The 21,596-nt window shown below is 67.7% G+C and carries 23 protein-coding genes; 15 read left to right on the top strand and 8 right to left on the bottom strand.

Translation table 11 applies throughout. The features are described from left to right. Nucleotides 1–50: 50 nt before the first annotated feature. The 9 genes from ACCD11_RS12410 (at nt 51) to ACCD11_RS12370 (ending at nt 8,694) form a co-directional block, all read left to right on the top strand. A complete protein-coding gene (locus ACCD11_RS12410; RefSeq protein WP_007829150.1) occupies nt 51–827 on the top strand; it encodes a FadR/GntR family transcriptional regulator in 777 nt (258 codons plus the stop codon). Nucleotides 828–953: 126 nt separating this feature from the next. Continuing rightward, nucleotides 954–2,288 carry an MFS transporter gene (locus tag ACCD11_RS12405; protein WP_413314071.1) on the top strand — a complete coding sequence of 445 codons (1,335 nt, stop codon included), beginning with the start codon at nt 954–956 and terminating at the stop codon, nt 2,286–2,288. Between the two features lie 16 nt (nt 2,289–2,304). Then, the gene (ltnD, locus tag ACCD11_RS12400; RefSeq protein ID WP_007829147.1) at nt 2,305–3,228 is read left to right on the top strand and encodes an L-threonate dehydrogenase; all 924 of its coding nucleotides are present in this window, start codon (nt 2,305–2,307) and stop codon (nt 3,226–3,228) included. A gap of 23 nt (nt 3,229–3,251) precedes the next feature. Then, nucleotides 3,252–4,265, top strand: a complete 1,014-nt coding sequence (gene denD, locus ACCD11_RS12395) for a D-erythronate dehydrogenase (RefSeq protein ID WP_413314069.1) — start codon at nt 3,252–3,254, stop codon at nt 4,263–4,265. 3 nt (nt 4,266–4,268) lie between these two features. Continuing rightward, entirely contained in the window at nt 4,269–5,540 is a 1,272-nt protein-coding gene (otnK, locus tag ACCD11_RS12390; RefSeq protein ID WP_413314068.1) for a 3-oxo-tetronate kinase, read from the top strand. Continuing rightward, entirely contained in the window at nt 5,537–6,202 is a 666-nt protein-coding gene (locus ACCD11_RS12385; RefSeq protein WP_413314066.1) for an aldolase, read from the top strand. The genes otnK and ACCD11_RS12385 overlap by 4 nt, the downstream gene beginning before the upstream one ends. Nucleotides 6,203–6,215: 13 nt before the next feature. Further along, nucleotides 6,216–7,034 (top strand): 2-oxo-tetronate isomerase, encoded by an 819-nt coding sequence (otnI, locus tag ACCD11_RS12380; protein WP_413314065.1) that lies wholly within the window; start codon nt 6,216–6,218, stop codon nt 7,032–7,034. Further along, nucleotides 7,031–8,227: an amidohydrolase family protein gene (locus tag ACCD11_RS12375; RefSeq protein WP_413314064.1), complete on the top strand. Its 1,197-nt coding sequence runs from the start codon at nt 7,031–7,033 to the stop codon at nt 8,225–8,227. The genes otnI and ACCD11_RS12375 overlap by 4 nt, the downstream gene beginning before the upstream one ends. Beyond that, entirely contained in the window at nt 8,224–8,694 is a 471-nt protein-coding gene (locus ACCD11_RS12370; RefSeq protein WP_413314063.1) for a RidA family protein, read from the top strand. The genes ACCD11_RS12375 and ACCD11_RS12370 overlap by 4 nt, the downstream gene beginning before the upstream one ends. Here the strand turns inward: ACCD11_RS12370 and ACCD11_RS12365 are convergent. The 8 genes from ACCD11_RS12365 to ACCD11_RS12330 form a co-directional block, all read right to left on the bottom strand. Continuing rightward, nucleotides 8,687–9,352, bottom strand: coding sequence for a TetR family transcriptional regulator C-terminal domain-containing protein (locus ACCD11_RS12365; protein ID WP_007829134.1), 666 nt, complete (start codon nt 9,350–9,352; stop codon nt 8,687–8,689). The two genes, ACCD11_RS12370 and ACCD11_RS12365, sit on opposite strands and share 8 nt — an antisense overlap. Beyond that, nucleotides 9,349–10,308 (bottom strand): PDR/VanB family oxidoreductase, encoded by a 960-nt coding sequence (locus ACCD11_RS12360; RefSeq protein ID WP_413314062.1) that lies wholly within the window; start codon nt 10,306–10,308, stop codon nt 9,349–9,351. The genes ACCD11_RS12365 and ACCD11_RS12360 overlap by 4 nt, the downstream gene beginning before the upstream one ends. Before the next feature lie 30 nt (nt 10,309–10,338). Beyond that, nucleotides 10,339–10,929, bottom strand: a complete 591-nt coding sequence (locus ACCD11_RS12355) for an NAD(P)H-dependent oxidoreductase (RefSeq protein ID WP_007829130.1) — start codon at nt 10,927–10,929, stop codon at nt 10,339–10,341. 155 nt (nt 10,930–11,084) lie between these two features. Further along, nucleotides 11,085–12,110 (bottom strand): ABC transporter substrate-binding protein, encoded by a 1,026-nt coding sequence (locus tag ACCD11_RS12350; RefSeq protein ID WP_007829128.1) that lies wholly within the window; start codon nt 12,108–12,110, stop codon nt 11,085–11,087. 56 nt (nt 12,111–12,166) lie between these two features. Next, nucleotides 12,167–13,564 (bottom strand): FAD-binding oxidoreductase, encoded by a 1,398-nt coding sequence (locus ACCD11_RS12345; RefSeq protein ID WP_413314061.1) that lies wholly within the window; start codon nt 13,562–13,564, stop codon nt 12,167–12,169. A 120-nt stretch (nt 13,565–13,684) separates the two neighbouring features. Continuing rightward, nucleotides 13,685–14,572, bottom strand: coding sequence for an ABC transporter permease (locus tag ACCD11_RS12340; protein ID WP_007829124.1), 888 nt, complete (start codon nt 14,570–14,572; stop codon nt 13,685–13,687). Further along, on the bottom strand, nt 14,550–15,347 hold the full coding sequence (locus ACCD11_RS12335) for an ABC transporter ATP-binding protein (protein WP_413314060.1): 798 nt from the start codon (nt 15,345–15,347) through the stop codon (nt 14,550–14,552). The genes ACCD11_RS12340 and ACCD11_RS12335 overlap by 23 nt, the downstream gene beginning before the upstream one ends. Next, complete coding sequence (locus ACCD11_RS12330; protein ID WP_413314059.1) at nt 15,344–16,165, bottom strand: creatininase family protein; 822 nt, start codon at nt 16,163–16,165, stop codon at nt 15,344–15,346. The genes ACCD11_RS12335 and ACCD11_RS12330 overlap by 4 nt, the downstream gene beginning before the upstream one ends. A 194-nt stretch (nt 16,166–16,359) precedes the next feature. On the opposite strand from ACCD11_RS12330, the gene ACCD11_RS12325 reads away from it, so the two are divergent. Genes ACCD11_RS12325 through ACCD11_RS12300 form a run of 6 tightly spaced genes read left to right on the top strand, consistent with a single transcriptional unit; the run spans nt 16,360 to nt 21,588 of the window. Next, the gene (locus ACCD11_RS12325) at nt 16,360–16,875 is read left to right on the top strand and encodes a hypothetical protein (RefSeq protein ID WP_007829115.1); all 516 of its coding nucleotides are present in this window, start codon (nt 16,360–16,362) and stop codon (nt 16,873–16,875) included. Between the two features lie 47 nt (nt 16,876–16,922). Beyond that, nucleotides 16,923–18,083 (top strand): c-type cytochrome, encoded by a 1,161-nt coding sequence (locus tag ACCD11_RS12320; RefSeq protein WP_413314057.1) that lies wholly within the window; start codon nt 16,923–16,925, stop codon nt 18,081–18,083. 26 nt (nt 18,084–18,109) lie between these two features. Beyond that, complete coding sequence (gene ctaD / locus ACCD11_RS12315; RefSeq protein WP_413314079.1) at nt 18,110–19,876, top strand: cytochrome c oxidase subunit I; 1,767 nt, start codon at nt 18,110–18,112, stop codon at nt 19,874–19,876. A gap of 59 nt (nt 19,877–19,935) precedes the next feature. Further along, complete coding sequence (locus ACCD11_RS12310) at nt 19,936–20,553, top strand: bb3-type cytochrome oxidase subunit III (RefSeq protein WP_413314056.1); 618 nt, start codon at nt 19,936–19,938, stop codon at nt 20,551–20,553. 10 nt (nt 20,554–20,563) lie between these two features. Further along, the gene (locus tag ACCD11_RS12305) at nt 20,564–21,265 is read left to right on the top strand and encodes a heme-copper oxidase subunit III family protein (protein WP_413314055.1); all 702 of its coding nucleotides are present in this window, start codon (nt 20,564–20,566) and stop codon (nt 21,263–21,265) included. 8 nt (nt 21,266–21,273) lie between these two features. Then, complete coding sequence (locus ACCD11_RS12300) at nt 21,274–21,588, top strand: cytochrome C oxidase subunit IV family protein (RefSeq protein WP_007829103.1); 315 nt, start codon at nt 21,274–21,276, stop codon at nt 21,586–21,588. Nucleotides 21,589–21,596: the final 8 nt, after the last annotated feature.

Genomic DNA, 21,596 nt, shown 5'->3' with positions numbered 1-21,596 from the left:
GGCCGCGCAGGGCCTGCGTTAGAGTCGCAGGCCCCACCTCCATCGCACCCATGACCGCCCGCTTCCAGTCCCTCGCTCCCGCCGTCCGCCTCGCCGACCAGGTGGCCGATGCGCTCGCGGCCGAGGTGCGCAGCGGGCGTCTTTCCGAAGGCGACCGCCTGCCGACCGAGGCCGCGCTGGCCGAGCAGTTCGGCGTCAGCCGCACTGTGGTGCGCGAGGCCGTGTCGCGGCTCAAGTCGCTGGGGTTGCTCGATTCGCGCCAGGGCAGCGGCGTGTACGTGCGTGCCGCCGGTGTCGAGCCGCTGCGCTTCGAGATGCCGCACGTCGCCTCGCGCGAAGCCGTCATCCAGATGGTCGAGGTGCGCCGTGCGCTCGAGGCCGAAGTGGCCGCGCTGGCCGCCGAGCGCCGCACGGCCGACGACGTGCAGCGCATCCGCGAGGCCATCGATGCGCTGCATGCGGCGGTCGAGGCGGGCGGCAACGGCGCCGACGAGGACGTGCGCTTCCACCGCGCCATCGCCGAGGCGGCGCGCAATCCGTTCCTGATCGGCACGCTGCAGTACCTGCGCCAGTTCCTGCATGGCGCCACCCGCGTCACGCGCGCCAACGAGGCGCGCCGCGCCGACTTCGCGCGCGAGGTGGCGCAGGAACACGCGCGCATCGTCGAGGCCATCGAGGCTGGCGACCCGCTGCGCGCGCGCGAGGCGGCCAAGAACCACATGGACAACGCGATCCGCCGCATCGAGCTGGCCGATCCCGCGTTCTGGCAGCAGGAAGGCGCGCAACTCGCGCGGCCCCTGGTCGAAGGCTGGCCTGTCGGCAGCTGAGTCCGCCGACACATAAAGACACCAGAAAGTCGCCGCAGGAGGCGTTGCCTTCGGGTTTCCCCGGGTCAATCAACAAAACTCAAATTTGTATGATGACCTGACAAATCAAGCGGGACAAACCTTTTCATGACTTCTTCCACCCTCCCGGCCGGCGCCACGCACGCCGCGCCGTCCGCCACAGCCGATGCCGCGCTCGAAAAGCGCACCTACGCCAAGGTGTTCTGGCGCCTCGTGCCCTTCCTCATGCTCTGCTACGTGGTCGCCTACCTCGACCGCGTCAACGTCGGCTTCGCCAAGCTGCAGATGGGGCAGGACCTGGGCTTCAGCGAGACCGTGTTCGGCCTGGGTGCGGGCATCTTCTTCCTCGGCTACTTCCTGTTCGAGGTGCCGAGCAACCTGCTGCTCAACCGCGTCGGAGCACGCATCTGGATCGCGCGGATCATGATCACCTGGGGCCTGCTGTCGGCCTGTTTCATGTTCGTGAAGACGCCGACCAGCTTCTACATCCTGCGCTTCCTGCTCGGCGTGGCCGAGGCGGGCTTCTACCCCGGCGTGATCCTGTACCTCACGCACTGGTACCCGGCCCACCGGCGCGCGCGGATCATCGCGGTGTTCATGTCGGCGATTCCGGTGGCGGGCATCTTCGGCAACCCCCTGTCGGGCTGGATCATGGACAGCTTCCACGGCGCGGCGTCGCTGAGCGGCTGGCAATGGATGTTCATCATCGAGGCCGTCCCGGCCGTGATCGTGGGCGTGATGGTGCTGATCTACCTCGACAACGGCATTGCGCAGGCACGCTGGCTCAACGCGGCGGAAAAGGCGCTGCTGCAGCGAGAGATAGCGCGCGATGCCGAGCACGGCGCCAAGGGGCCGCACTCGGTGGCTGGCGTGTTCCGCGATGTGCGCATATGGTGGATGGCGTTGATCTACTTCGCCTTCGTCATGGGCCAATACGCGCTGACTTTCTGGCTGCCCACGCTGGTCAAGGCCACGGGCGTGCAGGGCAACCTCCACATCGGGCTGCTCAGCGCGATCCCGTTCGTCTGCGCCATCGTCGCGATGAACCTCTTCGGTCGCAGCGCCGACCGTCGCCAGGAGCGCCGCTGGCACCTGATCGTGCCCGCGCTGATGGGCGCCATCGGCTTCACGGTCGCGGCTTCGTACACGCAGAACACCGCCGTGTCGCTCGCCTTCCTGTCGCTCGCCGCGGCCGGCGTGCTGACCTGCGCGCCGCTGTTCTGGTCGCTGCCTACCGCCTTTCTGTCGGGCACGGCGGCTGCGGCCGGCATCGCGGCCATCAACTCGGTGGGCAACCTCGCGGGCTTCGTGAGCCCGTACCTCATCGGCTATCTGAAAGACCTGACGGGCAGCACGCAGATCGGCATGTACGTGCTGGCCGCGGCGCTGGTGCTCGGCGCCATCGGCGTGTGGCTCACGCCGAAGCAACTCGTGAATCGCTGATCGAAAGAACATCCTGATGACCTCTTCCTCCAACTTTCCAGTCGTCGGCCTCGTGGGCCTCGGCGCCATGGGCGCCGGCATGGCGCAATCGCTGCGCCGCGCGGGTCATGCGCCGCACGTGTTCGACGTGCGCCGCGAGGTGGCCGAAGCCTTCGCGCGCGACGGCGGAACGGCCTGCGGCACGCTGGCCGCGCTCGGCGCGCAGTGCGACATCGTGGTCAGCGTGGTCGTGAATGCCGCGCAGACCGAGTCGGTGCTGTTCGGCGACGGCACCACGCCCGGATGCGCCGCGTCGATGAAGCCTGGCAGCCTGTTCGTGATGTGCTCCACGGTGGACCCGAACTGGTCGGTGGCGCTCGAGGCGCGCCTCGCGAAGCTGGGCATCCTGTACCTCGACGCGCCGATCTCCGGCGGCGCCGCCAAGGCCGCGAGTGGCCAGATGACGATGATGACCGCCGGCACGCCCGCCGCCTACGAGAAGGCCGGCGCCGTGCTCGACGCGATGGCCGCCAAGGTCTACCGCCTGGGCGACTCGGCAGGCGCTGGCAGCAAGGTGAAGGTCATCAACCAGCTGCTGGCCGGCGTGCACATCGCGGCCGCGGCCGAGGCGATGGCGCTGGGCCTGCGCGAAGGCGTGGACCCGGCCGCGCTCTACGAGGTCATCACGCACAGCGCGGGCAACAGCTGGATGTTCGAGAACCGCATGGCGCATGTGCTCGCGGGCGACTACACGCCGCTGTCGGCGGTCGACATCTTCGTGAAGGACCTGGGCCTGGTGCTCGACGTGGCGCGCGCCAGCAAGTTCCCGCTGCCGCTGTCGTCCACCGCGCACCAGATGTTCATGCAGGCCTCGACCGCGGGCTATGCGCGCGAGGACGACAGCGCGGTCATCAAGATCTTCCCGGGCATCGAAGTGCCGGCTCCGAAAAAACAAGCCTGAAGTAGAAAGCAGAGACACACAGCATGAACATCCTCATCACCGGCGGCTGCGGCTTCCTCGGCGCCCGCCTCGCCCGCACGCTGCTCGCGGGCGGCAACCTCGCACTGGCCGGCGGCGCCGCGCAGCCCGTGTCGCGCATCACGCTGGCCGACCGCGTGCCGCCGCCCGCCGACCTGGCCGGCGACGCGCGCATCCAGTTCGTGCAGGGCGACCTGCTCGAACAACTAGGCAGCGGCGCGCTGCCCATCGCCGAGACGCAGCTCGTGTTCCATCTCGCCGCCGCCGTCAGCGGTGAATGCGAGGCCGACTTCGACCTCGGCATGCGCAGCAATCTCGACGCCACGCGCGGCCTGCTCGAAGCCGCGCGCCGCGCGGGCCACTCGCCGGTGTTCGTGTTCTCCAGCTCGGTCGCGGTGTTCGGCGATTCGCCTGAACAGCGCCTGCCGGCCGTGATCGAGGACACCACGCTGCCGACGCCGCAGAACAGCTACGGCATCCAGAAATTCATCGGCGAGCAGCTGGTGGCCGACTTCACGCGCAAGGGCTTCGTGCAGGGCCGCAACGTGCGGCTCATGACGGTGTCGGTGCGCCCCGGCCGGCCCAACGGCGCGGCCTCCAGCTTCCTGAGCGGCATGCTGCGCGAGCCGCTGGCCGGCGAGCGCGCGCGCTGCCCGGTGTCGCCCGACACGCCGGTCGCGCTGGCCTCGCCCGGCAACACCGTCGCGGGCATCGTGCGCGCGGCCACGGCCAGCACTGCCGAATGGGGTGCGCGCACTGCCATCAACCTGCCCGCGCTGACGACCACCGTGCGCGAGATGGCGCAGGCGCTCGAACGCATCGCCGGCAAGGAGGCAACCGGCCTCATCGACTGGGAGCCCGATGCGGCCATCGCGAAGATCGTCACCAGCTGGCCCAGCCGCATCCACGCGGCACGCGCCGAGGCGCTGGGCCTGAAGGCCGACGCAAGCTTCGACGCCATCCTGCGCGACTACGTTCGCGAGAACGCGCAGGCCGTGAAGCTGCCTGTGAAGGGCTGAGCCATGGCCAAGCTCGTGCTCGGCTGCATTGCCGACGATTTCACCGGTGCCACCGATCTCGCCAACAACCTCGTGCGCGCGGGCATGCGCGTGGTGCAGGCCATCGGCGTGCCCGAAGGCCCGCTCGATGCCGACGTCGATGCCGTCGTCGTCGCCCTCAAGTCGCGCACCATCGCGCCGGCCGAGGCCATCGCGCAGTCGCTCGACGCATTGCCCTGGCTGCAGGCGCAGGGCGCGCGGCAGATCTACTTCAAGTACTGCTCCACCTTCGACAGCACGGCGCAGGGCAACATCGGCCCCGTGACCGAGGCGCTGATGGACGCGCTGAACTGCGACTTCACCATCGCCACGCCCGCCTTCCCCGACAACAAGCGCACCGTGTTCAAGGGCTACCTGTTCGCGGGCGACGTGCTGCTCAACGAGAGCGGCATGCAGAACCATCCGCTCACGCCGATGACCGACCCGAACCTTGTGCGCGTGCTGCAGGCGCAGTGCAAACGCAAGGTGGGACTGATCGACTATGCGGTGGTGGCGCGCGGCGCGGCCGCCATCGACGAGCGCATCGCCCAGCTGAAGGCCGAGGGCGTGGGCATCGCCATCGTCGACGCGGTGTCGAACGACGACCTGCTGCGCATGGGCCCGGCGCTTGCGAAGATGCCGCTGCTCACCGCAGGCTCGGGCGTGGCCATCGGCCTGCCGGCCAACTTCGGGCTCGCGCCGTCGTCGCAAGCCAGTGCGTTGCCGAAGGCCGGTGGCAAGACGGCGGTAGTCTCGGGCAGCTGCTCGCTCGCGACCAACCGGCAGGTGCTCGATTTCATCCAGCGCGGCGGCCAGGCGATGGCCATCGACCCGCTGCGCATTGCGGCGGGTGTGGACGTTGCCGCCGAAGTGCTGGCCTGGGCCACGCCCTTGATCAACAAGGGCCCCGTGCTCGTTTACTCGACCGCCGAAGCCGGCGCCGTGAAGTCGGTGCAAGGCAGGCTCGGTGTCGAGGAGGCCGGCGCGATGGTCGAACGCACCATTGCAGCCATCGCGCGCGGCCTGGTCGAACGCGGCGTGCATCAGCTGGTGGTGGCCGGCGGCGAAACCTCCGGCGCCTGTGTGCAGGCGCTCGGCATTGCGCAGATGCAGATCGGCCCGCAGATCGACCCCGGTGTGCCGTGGTGCCACGCGCGCTCCGACGTCGCGCCCGAGACGGGTGTGCACATCGCACTGAAGTCCGGCAACTTCGGCAGTGACGATTTCTTCACCAAGGCCTTTACAGTGCTCGCATGACCGAGAACGAAGCCCGCGCAGAAATCTGCCGCGTCGGCCGCAGCCTGTTCGAGCGCGGCTACGTGCATGCCACGGCCGGCAACATCAGCGTGCGGCTGGACGACGGCTTCCTGATCACACCGACCGACGCATGCCTCGGCTTTCTCGACCCGGCGCGATTGGCCAGGCTCGATGCGCAAGGCCAGCAGACCAGCGGCGACCGCGCGAGCAAGACCATCGCGCTGCACACGCGAATCTACGCAGCCGCTCGCAAGTTCGATCCGAACACGGCCTGTGTGATCCACACGCACAGCACGCACTGCGTGGCGCTCACGTTGAACAACCCGGGTGACGAGCTGCTGCCCGCCCTCACGCCGTACTTCGTGATGAAGGTCGGCCACGTGCCGGTCATTCCGTACCACCGGCCCGGCGCACCCGAAGCGGCCGAACAGGTGGCGCAGGCCGTCGAGCGCCTCGGCGCTGCCGGCACGCCGATCCGTGCCGTGATGCTCGCGCGCCTGGGCCCCAATGTCTGGCACGACACGCCGGCCGCCGCCATGGCCGTGCTCGAGGAACTAGAGGAAACCGCCCGGCTTCAAATGCTTGCGAGCGCCGCAAGGCCTGCACCGCTGAACGCCGAACAGATCGATGAACTGCGCCGCACCTTCGGGGCGCGCTGGTAGTAGAAACACCCCCATGCCCCAATTCGCCGCCAACCTCTCGATGCTCTATCCGGAGCTCGCCTTTCTCGACCGCTTCGACGCCGCCGCGAAAGACGGCTTCAAGGCCGTGGAGTACCTCTTCCCGTACGACTTTTCGAAAGACGAGATCCTCGCAAGGCTGAAGCACAACGGCTTGCAGCAGGTGCTGTTCAACGGCCCTCCCGGCGACTGGAACGGCGGCGAACGCGGCCTGGCCTGCCTGCCCGGACGCGAGGCCGAGTTCCGCGAAGGCATCGCCAGGGCCATCGACTACGCCGTGGCGCTCGACTGCCCCCGCATCCACGTCATGGCCGGCCTCGTGCCCGAAGGCCTGGAGCGCGATGCGCTGCGGCCCGTGTACCTGGACAACCTGCGCTGGGCCGCGGCCGAAGCTGCCAAGGCAAACCGCGACGTGCTGATCGAGCCGATCAACACGCGTGACATTCCGGGCTTCTTCCTCAACCGCCAGGACCAGGCGCACGAGATCGTCGAGGCCGTCGGCGCACCGAACCTCAAGGTGCAGATGGATCTGTACCACTGTCAGATCGTCGAAGGCGACGTGGCCATGAAGATCCGCAAGTACCTGCCCACCGGCCGCGTCGGCCACATCCAGATCGCCGGCGTGCCAGAGCGTCACGAGCCCGACATCGGCGAGCAGAACTACCCGTACCTGTTCGACGTGATCGACGAGGTGTCGGCGCGGTGCGGATGGCAGGGCTGGGTCGGCTGCGAATACCGGCCGCGCCGCGGTTCGGAGCCGGGCGGCACCTCGGCCGGGCTCGGCTGGTTGCGCGCCTTGCAGCAGCGCGCATGAAGCTCGAAGCGCTGCGCATTCCAGTGCCGCTGCGAGGTTTCGCGGCGGGCGATGCGCAGCTGTTCGACGTCACGCTGGCCGGCGACAGGGTCGGGTCCGTCGTGGCCAGCGCTCAACAGCAGCACGCGCGCGGCACGCTGCTGAGCGCACTGGTCGAGGCGCATGCGCACATCGACAAGAACTACACCGTGCAGGACGTGGGTGCGGCGCAGGGCAATCTGTTCGCCGCCATCGACCGCATGAACAAGCACCGCGACAGCTGGACCGGCGAGTCGCTGCGCCTGCGCATGGAGCGCGCGCTGCACGACGCATGGCAATCGGGCGCGCGCGCGCTGCGCACGCACCTCGACTGGGTGCAGCCCGAGCCGCCCGCCGCCCTGCCCGTGTTCGAGGCACTGCGCGAAGAATGGCGTGGCCGCGTCGAGCTGCAGTTCGTTTCGCTCACGCCGCTCGACCTGTTCGCCGACCTTGCCGCCGGCGAGCGCATCGCATGCGAGGTGAAGCGTGCGGGCGGCGTGCTCGGCGCGTTCGTCTACCGCAACGAAGGCATCGTCCACAAGCTCGGGCGCGTGTTCGACCTCGCGCAGCAGCACGGGCTGGGGCTCGACTTCCATGTCGACGAAGGCCTCGACGCCGAAGCCAGCGGTCTGCGCAGCATCGCGCAACTGGTGCGTGCGCGCAATTTCAGGAACGGCGTGGCCTGCGGCCATGCCTGCTCGCTGTCGGTGCAGGGCGATGGAGTTGCCAATGAAACACTGGCGCTGTGCGCCGGCGCGGGCATTCACCTCGTCGCGCTGCCCACCACCAACCTCTACCTGCAAGGCGCCTGGGACCGCACGCCCGTGCAGCGCGGCATCACGCGCATCCGCGAGGCGGCGGCATGGGGCTTGCGTGCAAGCCTGGCAACCGACAACGTGCAGGACGCCTTCTACCCCTACGGCAGCTACGACCTCCTGGAGACCTTCGGCCTTGGTGTGCAGATGGCGCACCTGGCCCCGGCCTCCGACTGGCTCGACGCCGTCACCGTGAGCCCCGCGAAAGCCCTGGGGCTCGCATGGGACGGGCGCATCGCGCCGGGCTGCCCGGCGGACCTGCTGGTGTTGGCGGCAACCGACGAACACGAACTCATCGGCCCGCGCGGACGGCAACGCACCGTCATCCGCGCCGGCCGGGTACTGGAGAAAACACAATGAGCATGGGCAAGCCAATGGCCAATTACGCCGCCGCCAGGCGCGTGGGCGATTTCGTCTTCATGAGCGGCGTGGTCGCGGTCGACCCCGCCACGCGCCGCGCAGTCGCAGGCTACGACGCGATTACCGAGGCCGCACGCACCGCGCTGCAGGGTGTCGGCTACGCCACGGGGCAGATGTCGGTCGACGTGTTCGAGGCGCCCATCGTCGCGCAGAGCTGGTTCGTGCTCGAGCGCATCCGCCAGATCGCGGCCGAGCATGGCGGCACGATGGAAGACGTGGTGAAGCTGGTGCAGTACTTCCGCCACCTGCCGCACTACGCGTTCTACAACCGCGTGCGCGGCCTGTTCTATCCGGGCGAGCCGCCGGTGAGCACGGTGGTGGAGGTGTCGCGCTTCTTGCCGGGGGACGAAGTGCTGGTGGAAGTCGAAGCCACCATGTACCTGCCCCAGCGCTCGCCTTCTACTTGACGCCCGCGCCCTTCAGCAGGAACTCCGTCACCTGCTCGATCAGGTAGCGCCGGTCCTTGTCGTCGCCCTGCTGGGCCACGTTGCGGAAGTACGCGGCCTGGGTGGCGTGGTCGGCATAGAACTGCGTCACGGCCCAGATGTGGAACAGCACCAGCATCGGGTCGGCCTTGTCCATCAGGCCCTGGTTCATCCAGTTCTGGATCACGGCGGCGGCCTGGTCGGTGCGCTGCTTGCTCGTGTCCATCATGTCGTCGATGACCGGCGCGCCGCGCAACATCTCGGCGGTGAAGATGCGCGAGCGCAGCGGGTGCTCGAACGAGAACATCATCTTGCGCTGGATCAGGTCGCCCAGCACCTTGCGCGGGCCGAAGGCCTCGTCGCTGAAGCCGAACACCACGATCCAGTCGGTGAGGATGTCCTGCAGCACCTGGCGATACAGCGCTTCCTTGCTCTCTATGTAGTAGTGCAACTGCGCCTTCGAGAGCCCGGCCTTGTCGGCAATGGCCTGCGTCGATGCGCCGGCCAGCCCCTCGCTGGCGAACACTTCGATGGCGGCCTGGTTGATGAGGCCGAGCACCTGCGTGTACTTGCGCGAGCGGCCGCGCGTGGCGGGCGCCTCGCCGTCGCCTTCTTCGTTGATGGGAGGACGCGCGCTCACAGCTGGAGTTCCAGTTCCTGCCCCTTGGCGCGCGAGCAGCACAGGGCGACCTTGTGGCGGCGCTCGCTGCCCGTGAGGCAGAAGTCGCGATGCTCGGCGCCTGCACCGTCGCCCTCGACCACGCAGGTGCCGCACAGGCCCTGCTGGCACGACACGGGGATGTCGATGCCGACTTCGTGCAGCGCGTCGACGGCAGTCTGGTCTGCGGCAACGGGCACGCTGATGCCGCGCCGTGCGAGCTTCAGCGTGAAGGGCAGGCCGGTTGGGGTACCGGCATCGGTGGGTGCGGCGAAATATTCAGCGTGCAGCGCGTCTTCGGGCCAGTGCGCGGCCGCGTCGCGCACCGCCTGCATGAAGCCGCCGGGGCCGCACACGTACAGGTGCGTGCCAGGTGCGGGTCGGGCCAGCAGCGCTCGCAGGTCGATACGCTGCGAGGCGTCGCCCTGGTCGAGATGCAGCCGCAGATGCGGCGCCAGCGCGGGGTCGCGCAGCGCGCCGGCAAAGGCCAGGTGCTCCTCGCTGCGCGCGAACACGCAGAGCGTGAACGATGCGCCGCGCGCCGCGAGCGCCTGCGCCATCGCCAGGAGCGGCGTCATGCCGATGCCGCCGGCCATCAGCAGATGGTGCGCGGCCTCCTCGCGCAGCGGAAAGGTGTTGCGCGGCGCGCTGATCGCGAGCAGGTCGCCTTCGCGCACGCGCTCATGCATCGAGGCCGAGCCGCCGCGGCTGTCGAGTTCGCGCTTCACGCCGATCACGTACGAGTTGGCGCCGTAAGGCGCGCGCGCCAGCGAATACTGCCGCGAGAACCCACCAGGCATGTGCACGTCGATGTGCGCGCCGGCCTCGTAGGAAGGCAGCGGCCGGCCCCACGGATGGGCCAGTTCGAAGGCCAGTATTTCAGGCGTCTGCCGCGAGATGCGTTCGACGCGTACGGTGAGCGTGCGTTCGAGGCTCATGGTGATGTGTCTCCCTGCTTTCTGCGTTCTCTAGATGCTGCCCAGCTTGCGCGACACGCGCTCGATGAAGTGGCTGCGGTCGCTTGCAGTCACGGCGTTCATGTCGTGCAGCTGCAGCCACGTCACCTTGCAGCGCCATGCGAACAGCGCGCGCAATGCGCGCGTGAACAGCCGCCGGCCCGGGTCGCCGATCATCATCACGAACCAGCGCGGCGAGCCGCCGGTGGTCACCACCGTGAGCCGCTGGATGTGCCGCAGCCCCGACTTCGCGATCTGCCCCTTGCGCTGCGCCGGCAGGAAGGCCACGCCCGGCAGCCACACCCGTTCGAGCCAGCCCTTGAGCATCGACGGCGGTCCGTGGAACCAGGTCGGAAACACGAACACCAGGTGCTCGGCCCACAGCAGCGCCTCGACGTGGGGTTTCACGCGTTCGCGGATCAGGTCGGGGTTGTCGAGGTAGGCGATGCGCTCTTCGCGGGTCAGCGTCGGGTCGAAGCCCTCGGCGTACAGGTCGATGGCCTTGACGGGGTGCCGCGGCTGGAGCGCTTCGAGCGCGGTGCGGTAGAGCGCGTGGTTGAAGCTGTCGGGGTTCGGATGGCAGTGGATGACTAACGTTTTCATGGTTGAGGGCCGGTTCGCTCAGCGTTTCTTTGTTGCTGGCGAGACGGGGTCAGAGCCCAGGGGATAAAAGGCCGCGCAGTACCTTATGGCAACCCAGGCGCCGGCATCTGACCCCGGCGCAAGCCCCGCGCGACCCACGGGAAAAACGAAGCCGCCTACTTGCCCGTCAGCTTCTTGCGGACGTCGACACCGACGCCCTTGTTCACGAACTGCGTGGTGACGACCTTCGACAGGTCGACCTCGCCCGGCTTGTACAGGCCGGCCTTGACCATCTTGTCGTAGAAGTCCTTCACGCGCGCCTCGTCCATCGCGCCGATGCCCTTGGCGAGCGATTCGCCGCTGTCGACGATGCCCATCTTCTTCATCAGCTCGATGGAGCCCTGCGATGCGGCCACGGGCGAATCGGGGTTGATCTTGGCGATCATCTCGTTGGCCGCCTTGTTGTCGCCGTAGAGGTAGTTGTTCCAGCCGATGATCGAGGCCTCGACGAACTTGCGCACCGTCTCGGGCTTGTTCTTGATGAGGTCGGCGCGCGTCTCGACGGTGGTCGAGTAGGTCGAGAAGCCGTTGTCGGCCAGCAGCTGCACCACCGGGTCGAAGCCGGCCTGGGCCTTGATCGACAGCGGTTCCGAAATCGCATAGCCCTGCTGGATCGATTTCTTGTCGGCCAGGAAGGGGCCGACGTTGAAGGTGTAGGGCTTGAGCTGCGAGTCCTTGAAGCCGTGCTCCGATTTCATCCACTGCCAGAAGCTGAACTGGCCGTCCTTGCCGATGAAGGCCACGGGCGCCTTGGCCATGTCCTTGAAGGTGTCGAAGCCCTGGCCCGGGTGCGCGAACATGGCCTGCGGGTCTTTCTGGAAGAAGGCCGCGACGACCACGGTGGGCACGCCGTTCTTCACGTTGTCGAAGGACTGCAGCAGGTTGCCGGTCATCAGGAAGTCGACCTTGCCGGCCGGCAGCATCGGCCGGTTGTTGACCATCGGGCCGCCCTGCTGGATGTCGACGTCGAGGCCGTATTTCTTGTAGGTGCCGTCCACCAGCGCCTGGTAGAAGCCGCCGTGGCCGGCCTGCGCCTTCCAGTTGGTGGCGAATACCACTTTTTCCTGCGCCTGCGCGGCGAAGGCTGCGGTCAGCGCCAGGCCGAAGGCCAACGGGCGGAGATGGAAGGCGGGGATGCGCATGGGGACGTGCTCCTGTGGAGGTTTGGGAAAGTACGGGATGCGAAGACTATTCTTTTTCAGCGGTCGCGGGCCATGTCGGACGACCAGCCACGCGTTTTTCCGGGGTTCATCAAACCCATCGGATCGCTGCGCTTCTTGAACTCGATCTGCTGCGTGTCGATGGTCTTCATGCCGCCGTCCTCGATGGTGACGACATGCGGATTGAAGATCTTGCAGCCGCCCTGCGACTCGATCTCGCGGATCAGCTCGTACTGGTGGTCCTCGCCCTTCCAGCGTACGAGCAGGATGCCGAAGGTGCCGCACTCGCCATTGGCGCGCGCGAAGTCCTGGTGCTGCAGCACGTCGTCGCCGAAGATTTGCAGATGCCGCTCGACCACCGACGGGTCGAAGGGCTGGGCGTAGGCAACCTGCAGGTAGGTCCAGCTGCGGTCGGCCTTCAGAGCCTGCAGCGTCGTGTGGTTGAACGCGCACTCGTAGGCCGGAGGCAAGCCGTCGGCGAGCAGTTCGGCCTCGGTGCCGGCGACCGAGATCGTGCCGCCCTGTGCATCGGCCAGCGCACGAAAGTCCGCCATCGACCCGGGCGAGACCATGGCGAACACCGCATGCCGGTCGGCAGGAAAACGGTCGCGCATGGCCGTGTAGTAGGGCGAGAAGCGCGCCTCGACCGTGGACAGCAGGAAGATGTCGAGCGCGGGCGCCTGCGCCGCGACGGCGAAGGCTAGCGCGCCGCGGTACGTTTCGAACAGCACCGTGCAGTGCACCCATTCGACGGCCGGGCTCAGCGCGACCTCGACGTCGAGGATCACGCCGTTGGTTCCGTAGGCGTGGTGCACTTGCTGGATCTCGTCGCCATGCAGCTCGATGACGCGCGGTTCGCGCTCCACCGTCATCACGCGCGCGCGCAGCAGGTTGCCGGGGTCGCGCAGGATGCCGTGGCGGAATGAGCCGATGCCGCCGAAGCCGCCCGCGATGAAGCCGCCGATGCTGGCCACGTGCCAGGTCGAGGGCCACATGCGCAGCGCCTGGCCGGTCTCGCGCGCCGCGAGGTCGATGTCGTGCATGCGCGCGCCGGCTTCGACGCGGATGCGTCCGGGCTGGATGTCGAGCACGCGGCACATCTGCGTCACGTCGAGCACGATGCCGCCTTCGAGCGGCACGCACTGGCCGTAGTTGCCGGTGCCGCCGGCACGCACGGTGAGCGGCAGCTTCCACTTGGCCGCAACCACAGCCGCCTGCCGCACGTCGTCCTCGGTGCTGACCTTGACGACGAGGTCGGCCACGCAGCCCGCGAGCTGCGCGGTGAGGATGGGGCTGTACCAGTAGAAGTCTTTCGACAGCTGCTTGCGTTGCGCCGGCGCGGTGATCACATTGAGGCCGCGCAGGTCATTGCGCATTGCGTCCCAGTCGGCGGCAGGCGCGCTGGTTCCGTCGCATCCGGCAGGCACGGAGTTCATGGGACTTCCTGTCGTCTCTGTTCGGGGAACACCGCGGAACCGGCTTTGCCGGGCCGCTGGTGTTGCCCCCGGTAGGGGGTTGGCGAAGCGACACGAAGTGCGCGAAGACTGGGGGCGAGCCTAGTTCTCACGGCGCATCTCGCTTTCGTGCCAGTGGCCGAGCACGAGGCGCGACAGGGCGGCGAACACGATGAAGATCACGATGCCCAACAACGACACCAGCAGCAGCGCCGCGAACATCATCGGAATCTCGGTGCGGAAGCTCGACTCGAGAATGCGCGAGGCCAGCCCCGTTTCCTTGCCCGCTGTGCCGGCCGTGAACTCGGCCACCACCGCGCCGATCAGGCTCAGCCCGCCCGCGATCTTCAGGCCCGCCATGAAGTACGGCAGCGCGCTGGGCGCGAGCAGGTAGCGGAAGGTCTGCCACGGCGAGGCCTTGTAGAGCTGGAACAGGTCGCGAAGATTGCTGTCGGCGCTTTTCAGGCCGATGACGGTGTTCGACAGGATCGGAAAGAAGGCCACGATCCACGCGCACAGCAGCAGCGCCGCGGTGGTGTTCGACACGTAGATCAGGATCAGCGGCGCGATCGCGATGATCGGCGTCACCTGCAGGATCACGGCGATGGGGAACAGGCCGATTTCCACCCACTTGAAGAGCGCGAACGCGATCGCCAGAAGCACGCCCCCGACGATGGCCGCACCGAGCGCGAGCAGCGTGAGCTTGATCGTGAACCACAGGGCGCTGGAGAGAGAATCCCAGTTGTCGAACAGCGTGCGAAGAATGAGCGAGGGTGCGGGGAGGATGTAGTGCGGGATGTTGTTGGCGCGCACGGTCCATTCCCAGAGCAGCAGGAGCGCCGCGATGATGACGACGGGCGCCACGATGCGCAGCATCGACTCGCGGCGGCGCAGCTTGTCTTCGTGGGCGCGCAGCGCGGCCTCGGAGGGCACCGCATCCGCATTGGCGTCCGCAAGGGCGACGGGCTCAGTGATCGATGTCGAGGCCATGCAGCGCTCCGTGCAGGGATTGGGACACCGCCGTGCAATGCGCGTTGTAGCGGCTCGATGTGCGGAACTCTTCGCCGCGCGGGTAGGGCTCGTCGATGCGGATCTCGTCGATCACGCGCCCCGGGCGCGCCGCCATCACGACGATGCGGTTCGACAGGTACACCGACTCGTACACGCTGTGCGTGACGAACACCACCGAGAAGCGGTGCTCGCGCCAGATGGCGAGCAGATCGTTGTTGAGCTTGATGCGCGTCATCTCGTCGAGCGCGGCAAAGGGCTCGTCCATCAGCAGCAGGCGCGGGTGCGTGACCAGCGCGCGCGCGATCGACACGCGCATCTTCATGCCGCCCGAGAGCTCGCGCGGATACACGTCGGCAAAGCGCGAGAGGCCGACCATCTCGAGCACCTGCTGCACCACCGGCGCCGCTGCGTCGCGGCTCATGCCGGCGAGCTTGAGCGGCAGCCACACGTTGTCGAACACCTTGGCCCAGGGCATGAGCGTGGGCTCCTGGAACACGAAGCCCAGGTCGCGGTCGCTTTGTGTCTTGCCGGTGTTGGCGCCCGACCAGTGCATGTCGCCCGAGCTGAGCCGCGTCAGCCCCGCGATGAGGCGCAGCGCGGTGCTCTTGCCGCAGCCCGAGGGGCCGAGGAAGCTGATGAAGTCGTGCTCGCCGATGTCGAGCGACATGCCCTGCAACGCGAGCGTGCCGTTGGCGAAACGCTTGCTGACGTTGCGCAGGGTGACCAGGGGCGGTGGGGTGGGGACGGACATCATTTCCAGGCCGGTTCGTTGGCGAGGCGCGAGAGCGGAAAGCGGTCGACTTCTTGCAGCAACTCGACGAAGCGGCGGCCCACGTGGTCGAGCACGGCGGCGCCCTTTTCGGCCGTGGCGCGCGTGGCGTCGCCGGCTGCGCCCGCGGGGTTGATGTCGTGCATCTGCCAGCCGAGCTTGCCGCTGGGGGTGATCGACAGGAACTTGTTCTCGGCGGCCAGTTGCTCCGTCATCGAGCTGAAGTTCTGGAACCGGTCCTTGCGCACGCAGTCGGGCGCGAGGTGCAGCATGACCGAGCTTTCGAGATCCCCGGCGTGAATGCCGTGCCGGCCCTCGTGCGCGGTGAACAGGCCCTCGGGCAGGCCCAGCGTGTACCAGTTGGCGGCCACGACCATCATGTCGTGTTCCTCGCGCAGGTCGCGCGCAACGATGTCCATCACGCTCATCTGGCCGCCGTGGCTGTTGTAGAGCACCAGCTTGCGCACACCGGCCTTCGCGACGCAGGCGCCGATGTCCTTCCACAGCGTGATCAGCGTGTTGGCGGACACCGTGAGCGTGCCCGGATAGCGCGAATGCTCGTTGCTCTTGCCGTAGGGCACGGTGGGCAGAAACAGCACCGGCAGGTCGTCGGGCAGGTGCGGCAGCGTGGCGTGCACCATGCCGTCGATGGTGGCGGTGTCGGTCGACATCGGCAGGTGCGGGCCGTGCTGCTCGGTCGCGCCCACGGGCAGCACGGCAATGAGCCGTTCACGGTCGAGGCGGGAGAACTCTTCGCTGGTCAGGTCGGACCAGAAACGGCTGCGCAAGGGGACCGGGTTCATCGTGGCGTACCTCGTGGTGACGGGCAGTAGGAGCGGGGATGATGATCTAAATCATCCATTCGGTCAAAAAAAGATGGATTGGCGGGTTACCCACGCCGCGGCCGCCGAATGCAGCACCCCTTGATGGCGGCTCTCCTTGGGCATATAAGTCGTTCATGTTTCCTCGGCTTGTCGCAAGGCGGAAAGGGGACGCTATGAAGAGACGCATCTACTGGCTGATGCCGGACCTGGCGAGCGCCAGGCGGGCGATGGACGATCTGGTGCGGGCGCGCGTCGACGTTGCGCGCATTCATTTCGCCGGACCGGAAGGCATGGACATGGCCGGGCTCCATGCGGCCAACGTGTGGCAGACCTCGGACGTGGTCCACGCAGCCAAGACCGGGTGGGCGGTCGGCAGCGCCTGCGGCATCGTCGTCGGCCTCATGGCTGCCCTGATGTTTCCGATCTTCGGCGACGACCCCGAATGGGAAGTGGCCGTGCTGGTGGCCGTCGTGGGTGGCGTGGTCGGCACTTGGTCGGCCAGCATGATCGGCATTTCCATCCCCAGTCCCAGGCTGCAGCGTTTCGAGGGCGCCATCGCGCAGGGACAGATCCTGCTGATGGTGGACTTGCCGCGTTCGCGCGTGCGGGACATCGAGGCGCTGCTGCAGTCTGCGCATCCCGAGGCCCGGTTCGAGGGCGAAGAGCCGCGAATCCCGGCGTTTCTCTGAAGCGCGAATGAGCCCTGAACCCATGATGCCGAGCCGAGGGACCGCACATGATCATGGCCGCCGCCCTGTTGCTCATCGTGCTCGGCTCGGTGCTGTTCCACGTCTTCAATCCATGGTGGACGACGCCCCTGGCTTCGAACTGGCAGCCGATGGACGACACCCTGACCATCACGCTGGTGATCACGGGGATCTTCTTCGTCGTCATCAACGTGTTCGTCGCCTACATGCTGGTGCGCTTTCGCCATCGCGAGGGGCACCGGGCGGCGCATGAGCCCGAGAACAGGAAGCTCGAGCGCTGGCTGATCGGCGGCACCACCGTCGGCATCATGGCGCTGCTGGCGCCCGGCCTCGTGGTGTACGCGAACTACGTCAGGGAGCCCCGCGACGCCCTCGTGCTGGAGGTGCTGGGCCAGCAGTGGCAATGGCGCTTCCGCTTCCCGGGGCCGGACGGCAAGCTGGGCGCGAGCGACGCACGCTTCGTCAGCGCCACCAATCCGTTCGGGATCGACCCGGGCGACCCCGCCGGGCAGGACGACCTCCTGATCCCAGGCGACGAGGTGCACCTGCCGCTCGGCAAGCCGGTGCTGGTGCTGATGCGCTCGAACGACGTGCTGCACGACTTCTTCGTACCGCCGTTCCGCGCCCGAATGAACATGGTGCCGGGGCAGGTCAGCCGCTTCTGGTTCACCCCGAGCGTCGCGGGCCGCTACGAGGCGCTCTGCGCGCAGCTGTGCGGTGTGGGCCATCCCAACATGCGCGGCTACGTGGTGGTGGAGGACCCGGCGAACTACAAGGCCTGGTACGCGGCGCTGCCGAGCTTCGCCAAGTCGCAGGCCAAGGCGCCCGAGGCGCCGGCCGGCGCCTCTGTGGCAGGCGGCGGCGCACGCGTCGAGCAGGGCCGCGCGCTGGCGGACGCCAAGGGCTGCGTGGCCTGCCACACGATCGACGGCAGCCCGCGCGTGGGGCCGACCTGGAAGGGCCTGCACGGCAAGACCGAGACGATGGCGGACGGCTCCACCGCGCTGGTCGACGAAGCCTATCTGCGCAGCTTCATCCGCGATCCGCAGGCCCGCCATGTGAAGGGCTTCCCGCCGGTCATGCCCAAGATCGAAATGACCGATGAAGAACTGGCCGCGCTGGTGGCCTACATCCAGAGTCTGGGCAGCCCGCCGGCGCAGGCTGCCGCCGAACAGAAGGCTGCGCGATGAACTCTTCTTCGCCCACGGGGCAGGCCATGCCCCACGCCGACGACGCCGGGCACCCCGCGCCGCGGAGTTTCCTGACCCGCTACGTCTGGAGCCAGGACCACAAGGTGATCGCCGTCCAGTACGCCTGCACCGCCATCGCGGTGGGCGTGGTGGGCGTGGTGCTGTCCAACCTGATGCGGCTGCAGCTGGGCTTTCCGGGCCAGTTCGAATTCATCAATGCCGAGCGCTACTACCAGTTCGTGACCATGCACGGGATGATCATGGTGATCTACCTGCTCACGGCGCTGTTCCTCGGCGGCTTCGGCAACTACCTGATCCCGCTGATGGTGGGGGCGCGGGACATGGTCTTTCCCTACCTCAACATGCTGAGCTTCTGGGTCTACCTGCTGTCGGTGGTGGTCCTGATGGCGAGCTTCTTCGTCCCGGGCGGACCGACCGGCGCGGGCTGGACGCTGTATCCGCCGCAGTCGATCCTGCCCGGCACGCCGGGCCATGCGGGCGGCATCGTGCTGATGCTGGTGTCGCTGCTCATCTTCATCGTGGCGACCACGATGGGCGGCCTCAACTACGTGACCACCGTGCTGCAGGCGCGCTGCGAAGGCATGACGCTGCTGCGCATGCCGCTCACGGTGTGGGGCATCTTCGTCGCCACCATCCTTGCGCTGCTCGGCTTTCCGGCACTGTTCGTCAGCGGCGTGATGCTGCTGCTCGACCGGACGCTGGGAACCAGCTTCTTCATGCCGGCGCTGGTGTCGATGGGCCAGGTGACGGGCTACAAGGGCGGCAGCCCGCTGCTGTTCCAGCACCTGTTCTGGTTCTTCGGTCATCCGGAGGTCTACATCGTGGCGCTGCCGGCCTTCGGCATCGTCTCCGACCTGATCAGCGTGCACGCGCGCAAGTGCATCTTCGGCTACCGCATGATGGTGTGGGCCATCGTCGCCATCGGCGCGCTCAGCGTGGTGGTCTGGGCGCACCACATGTTCGTGAGCGGCATGAACCCGTACTTCGGCTTCTTCTTCGCGACCACCACGCTGATCATCGCGGTGCCCACCGCGATCAAGGTCTACAACTGGATCCTGACGCTGTGGCGCGGCGACATCCACCTGACGGTGCCGATGCTGTTCGCGCTGGCCTTCCTCTGCACCTTCCTCATCGGCGGGCTGACCGGCCTGTTCCTCGGCAACGTGAGCGTGGACATCCCGCTCTCGGGCACCTATTTCGTGGTGGCGCACTTCCACATGGTGATGGGTGTGGCGCCGCTGCTGGTGGTGTTCGGTGGCATCTACCACTGGTTCCCCAAGGTCACGGGCCGCATGCTCGACGACCGGCTTGGCCGGGTGCATTTCTGGATCACCTTCCTCGGCACCTACGCGGTCTTCTTCCCGATGCACTACCTTGGCGTGCTGGGCATGCCGCGGCGCTACTACAACTTCGATGGCTACAAGTTCATTCCGCCGTCGGCGTTCAGCCTGAATGAAGTCATCACCGTGATCGCGATGATCATCGCCCTGGCCCAGCTGCTGTTCATCGCCAACCTGGCCTGGAGCGCCTGGCACGGCCGGCCCGCCGAGGCCAACCCATGGCGTGCCGCCTCGCTCGAATGGCAGACGCCCGCCACGCCGCCGGGCCACGGCAACTGGGGGCCGCGGCTGCCGGTGGTCTACCGGTGGGCCTATGCCTATGGAGAGCCGGGCGCGGCGGAAGATTTCATCGCGCAGAACGCGCCGCCGCAGGCCGGGGCCGGGGAGCCCGAGCCGGAAGGCCAGAGCGAGGTCCGGGGAGCGCCGGCATGAGCGCAGCGCCGGGCCGTTCCCAAGCAAGCTCGCACCGCAGTGCGCAGCACGGAGGTCTCTTGACGACCGCGGTTGCCGCCTGGAGCGTCCGCGGCGGCCGGCCCCGCGATGCGCGCGCGAGCGCGGCCAGCATCGGCCTGTGGGTCTTCATGGGCGTGGCCACCGCGCTGTTCTCGCTCTTCATCGTGGCCTACGTGATGCGCATGAGCGGCGACGACTCGATGACGATCGCGCTGCCGTGGCAGCTCTGGCTCAGCTCGGCGCTCCTGGTGGCGGGCAGCGTGGCGCTGCAAGGGGCCGGTGGCGCATCGCGCGGCGCCGACCCGATGCGGGCGCGCCGCCTGCTGCTGGCGGGAGGCCTCTGCGCGGTGGGCTTCCTGGGCGTGCAGCTGTGGGCCTGGCAGGCGCTGCTGAGCGCGCAGGTGATGCCGGCCGGCAATCCGGCGGGCAGCTTCTTCTATCTGTTGACCGCGATGCACGGGCTCCACCTGGCAGGTGGGCTGGTCGGGTGGGCCTGGACGGCGCACGCCGCATGGCCCGATCCCGCCAGGGCCGCATGGCGCATCGCGCTGTGCGCGCGCTACTGGCACTTCATGCTGGCGGTGTGGCTGGTGCTGTTCGCGCTGCTGGGGTGGGTGACGCCGGAGGTGGCGCGCTTCGTCTGCGGCACATCCTGAGGAGGCATCCATGAACAACACCGCAACCATCGCGGCAACGCCGTTGAATCCGACCCTTGCCGCAAGCGGCTGGCGCGGGCTGATTGCCGACTGGTCTTCCGATCGCCAGGCGTTCCACGTCTCGTGGGGCAAGGCGATGATGTGGATCTTCCTGCTCAGCGACACCTTCATCTTCAGCTGCTTCCTGACCGGCTACATGACGGTGCGCGCCTCGACCACCGTGCCGTGGCCCAACCCGAGCGAGGTGTTCGCGCTCCACGTGGCGGGCGCCGACGTCCCGTTGCTGCTGATCGCGATCATGACCTTCGTGCTCATCAGCAGCAGCGGCACGATGGCGATGGCCGTCAATTTCGCCTACCGCCGCGACCGCGTGAACGCCGCCACGCTGATGATCGTGACCGCGACCCTCGGCGAACTCTTCGTCGGCATGCAGGCCTTCGAGTGGTCCAAGCTGATCCTGCATGAAGGCGTGCGGCCCTGGGGCAACCCGATGGGCGCGGCGCAGTTCGGCTCGACCTTCTTCATGATCACGGGCTTTCACGGGCTGCACGTGTCGGCCGGCGTGGTCTTCCTGTTCACCGTGGCCTTCAAGCTGATCCGCGGCGACTACGACAAGAAGGGCAACTACCAGATCGTCGAGATCGCCGGGCTGTACTGGCACTTCGTGGACCTCGTGTGGGTCTTCATCTTCGCGCTGTTCTATCTCTGGTGAGGACGACCATGAACCCCGACACCGGCCAACAACATCCGATCGGCCTCTATCTCAAGATCTGGGGGCTGCTGTTCGTGCTCAGCACGATGTCGTACCTGGTCGACTACTTCCATTTCCATGGGTACCTGCGCTGGACCCTGATCATTGTCTTCATGCTGCTGAAGGCGGGGCTGATCGTCTCGGTCTTCATGCACATGGCCTGGGAGCGGCTGTCGCTGGTCTATGCCATCCTGGTGCCGCCCCTGTGCCTGCTGGTCCTGGTGTGGTTGATGGCGGCGGAGGCCGGCCACACCTTCCTGACACGGATGACGTTCTTCCACTGATGGCGGCG

Source organism: Variovorax sp. Varisp36, from assembly GCF_047304235.1.
GTDB lineage: Bacteria > Pseudomonadota > Gammaproteobacteria > Burkholderiales > Burkholderiaceae_C > Variovorax.
The sequence above is the reverse complement of the archived record's forward strand: the minus strand, read 5'-3'. Positions and strand labels throughout refer to the sequence as shown.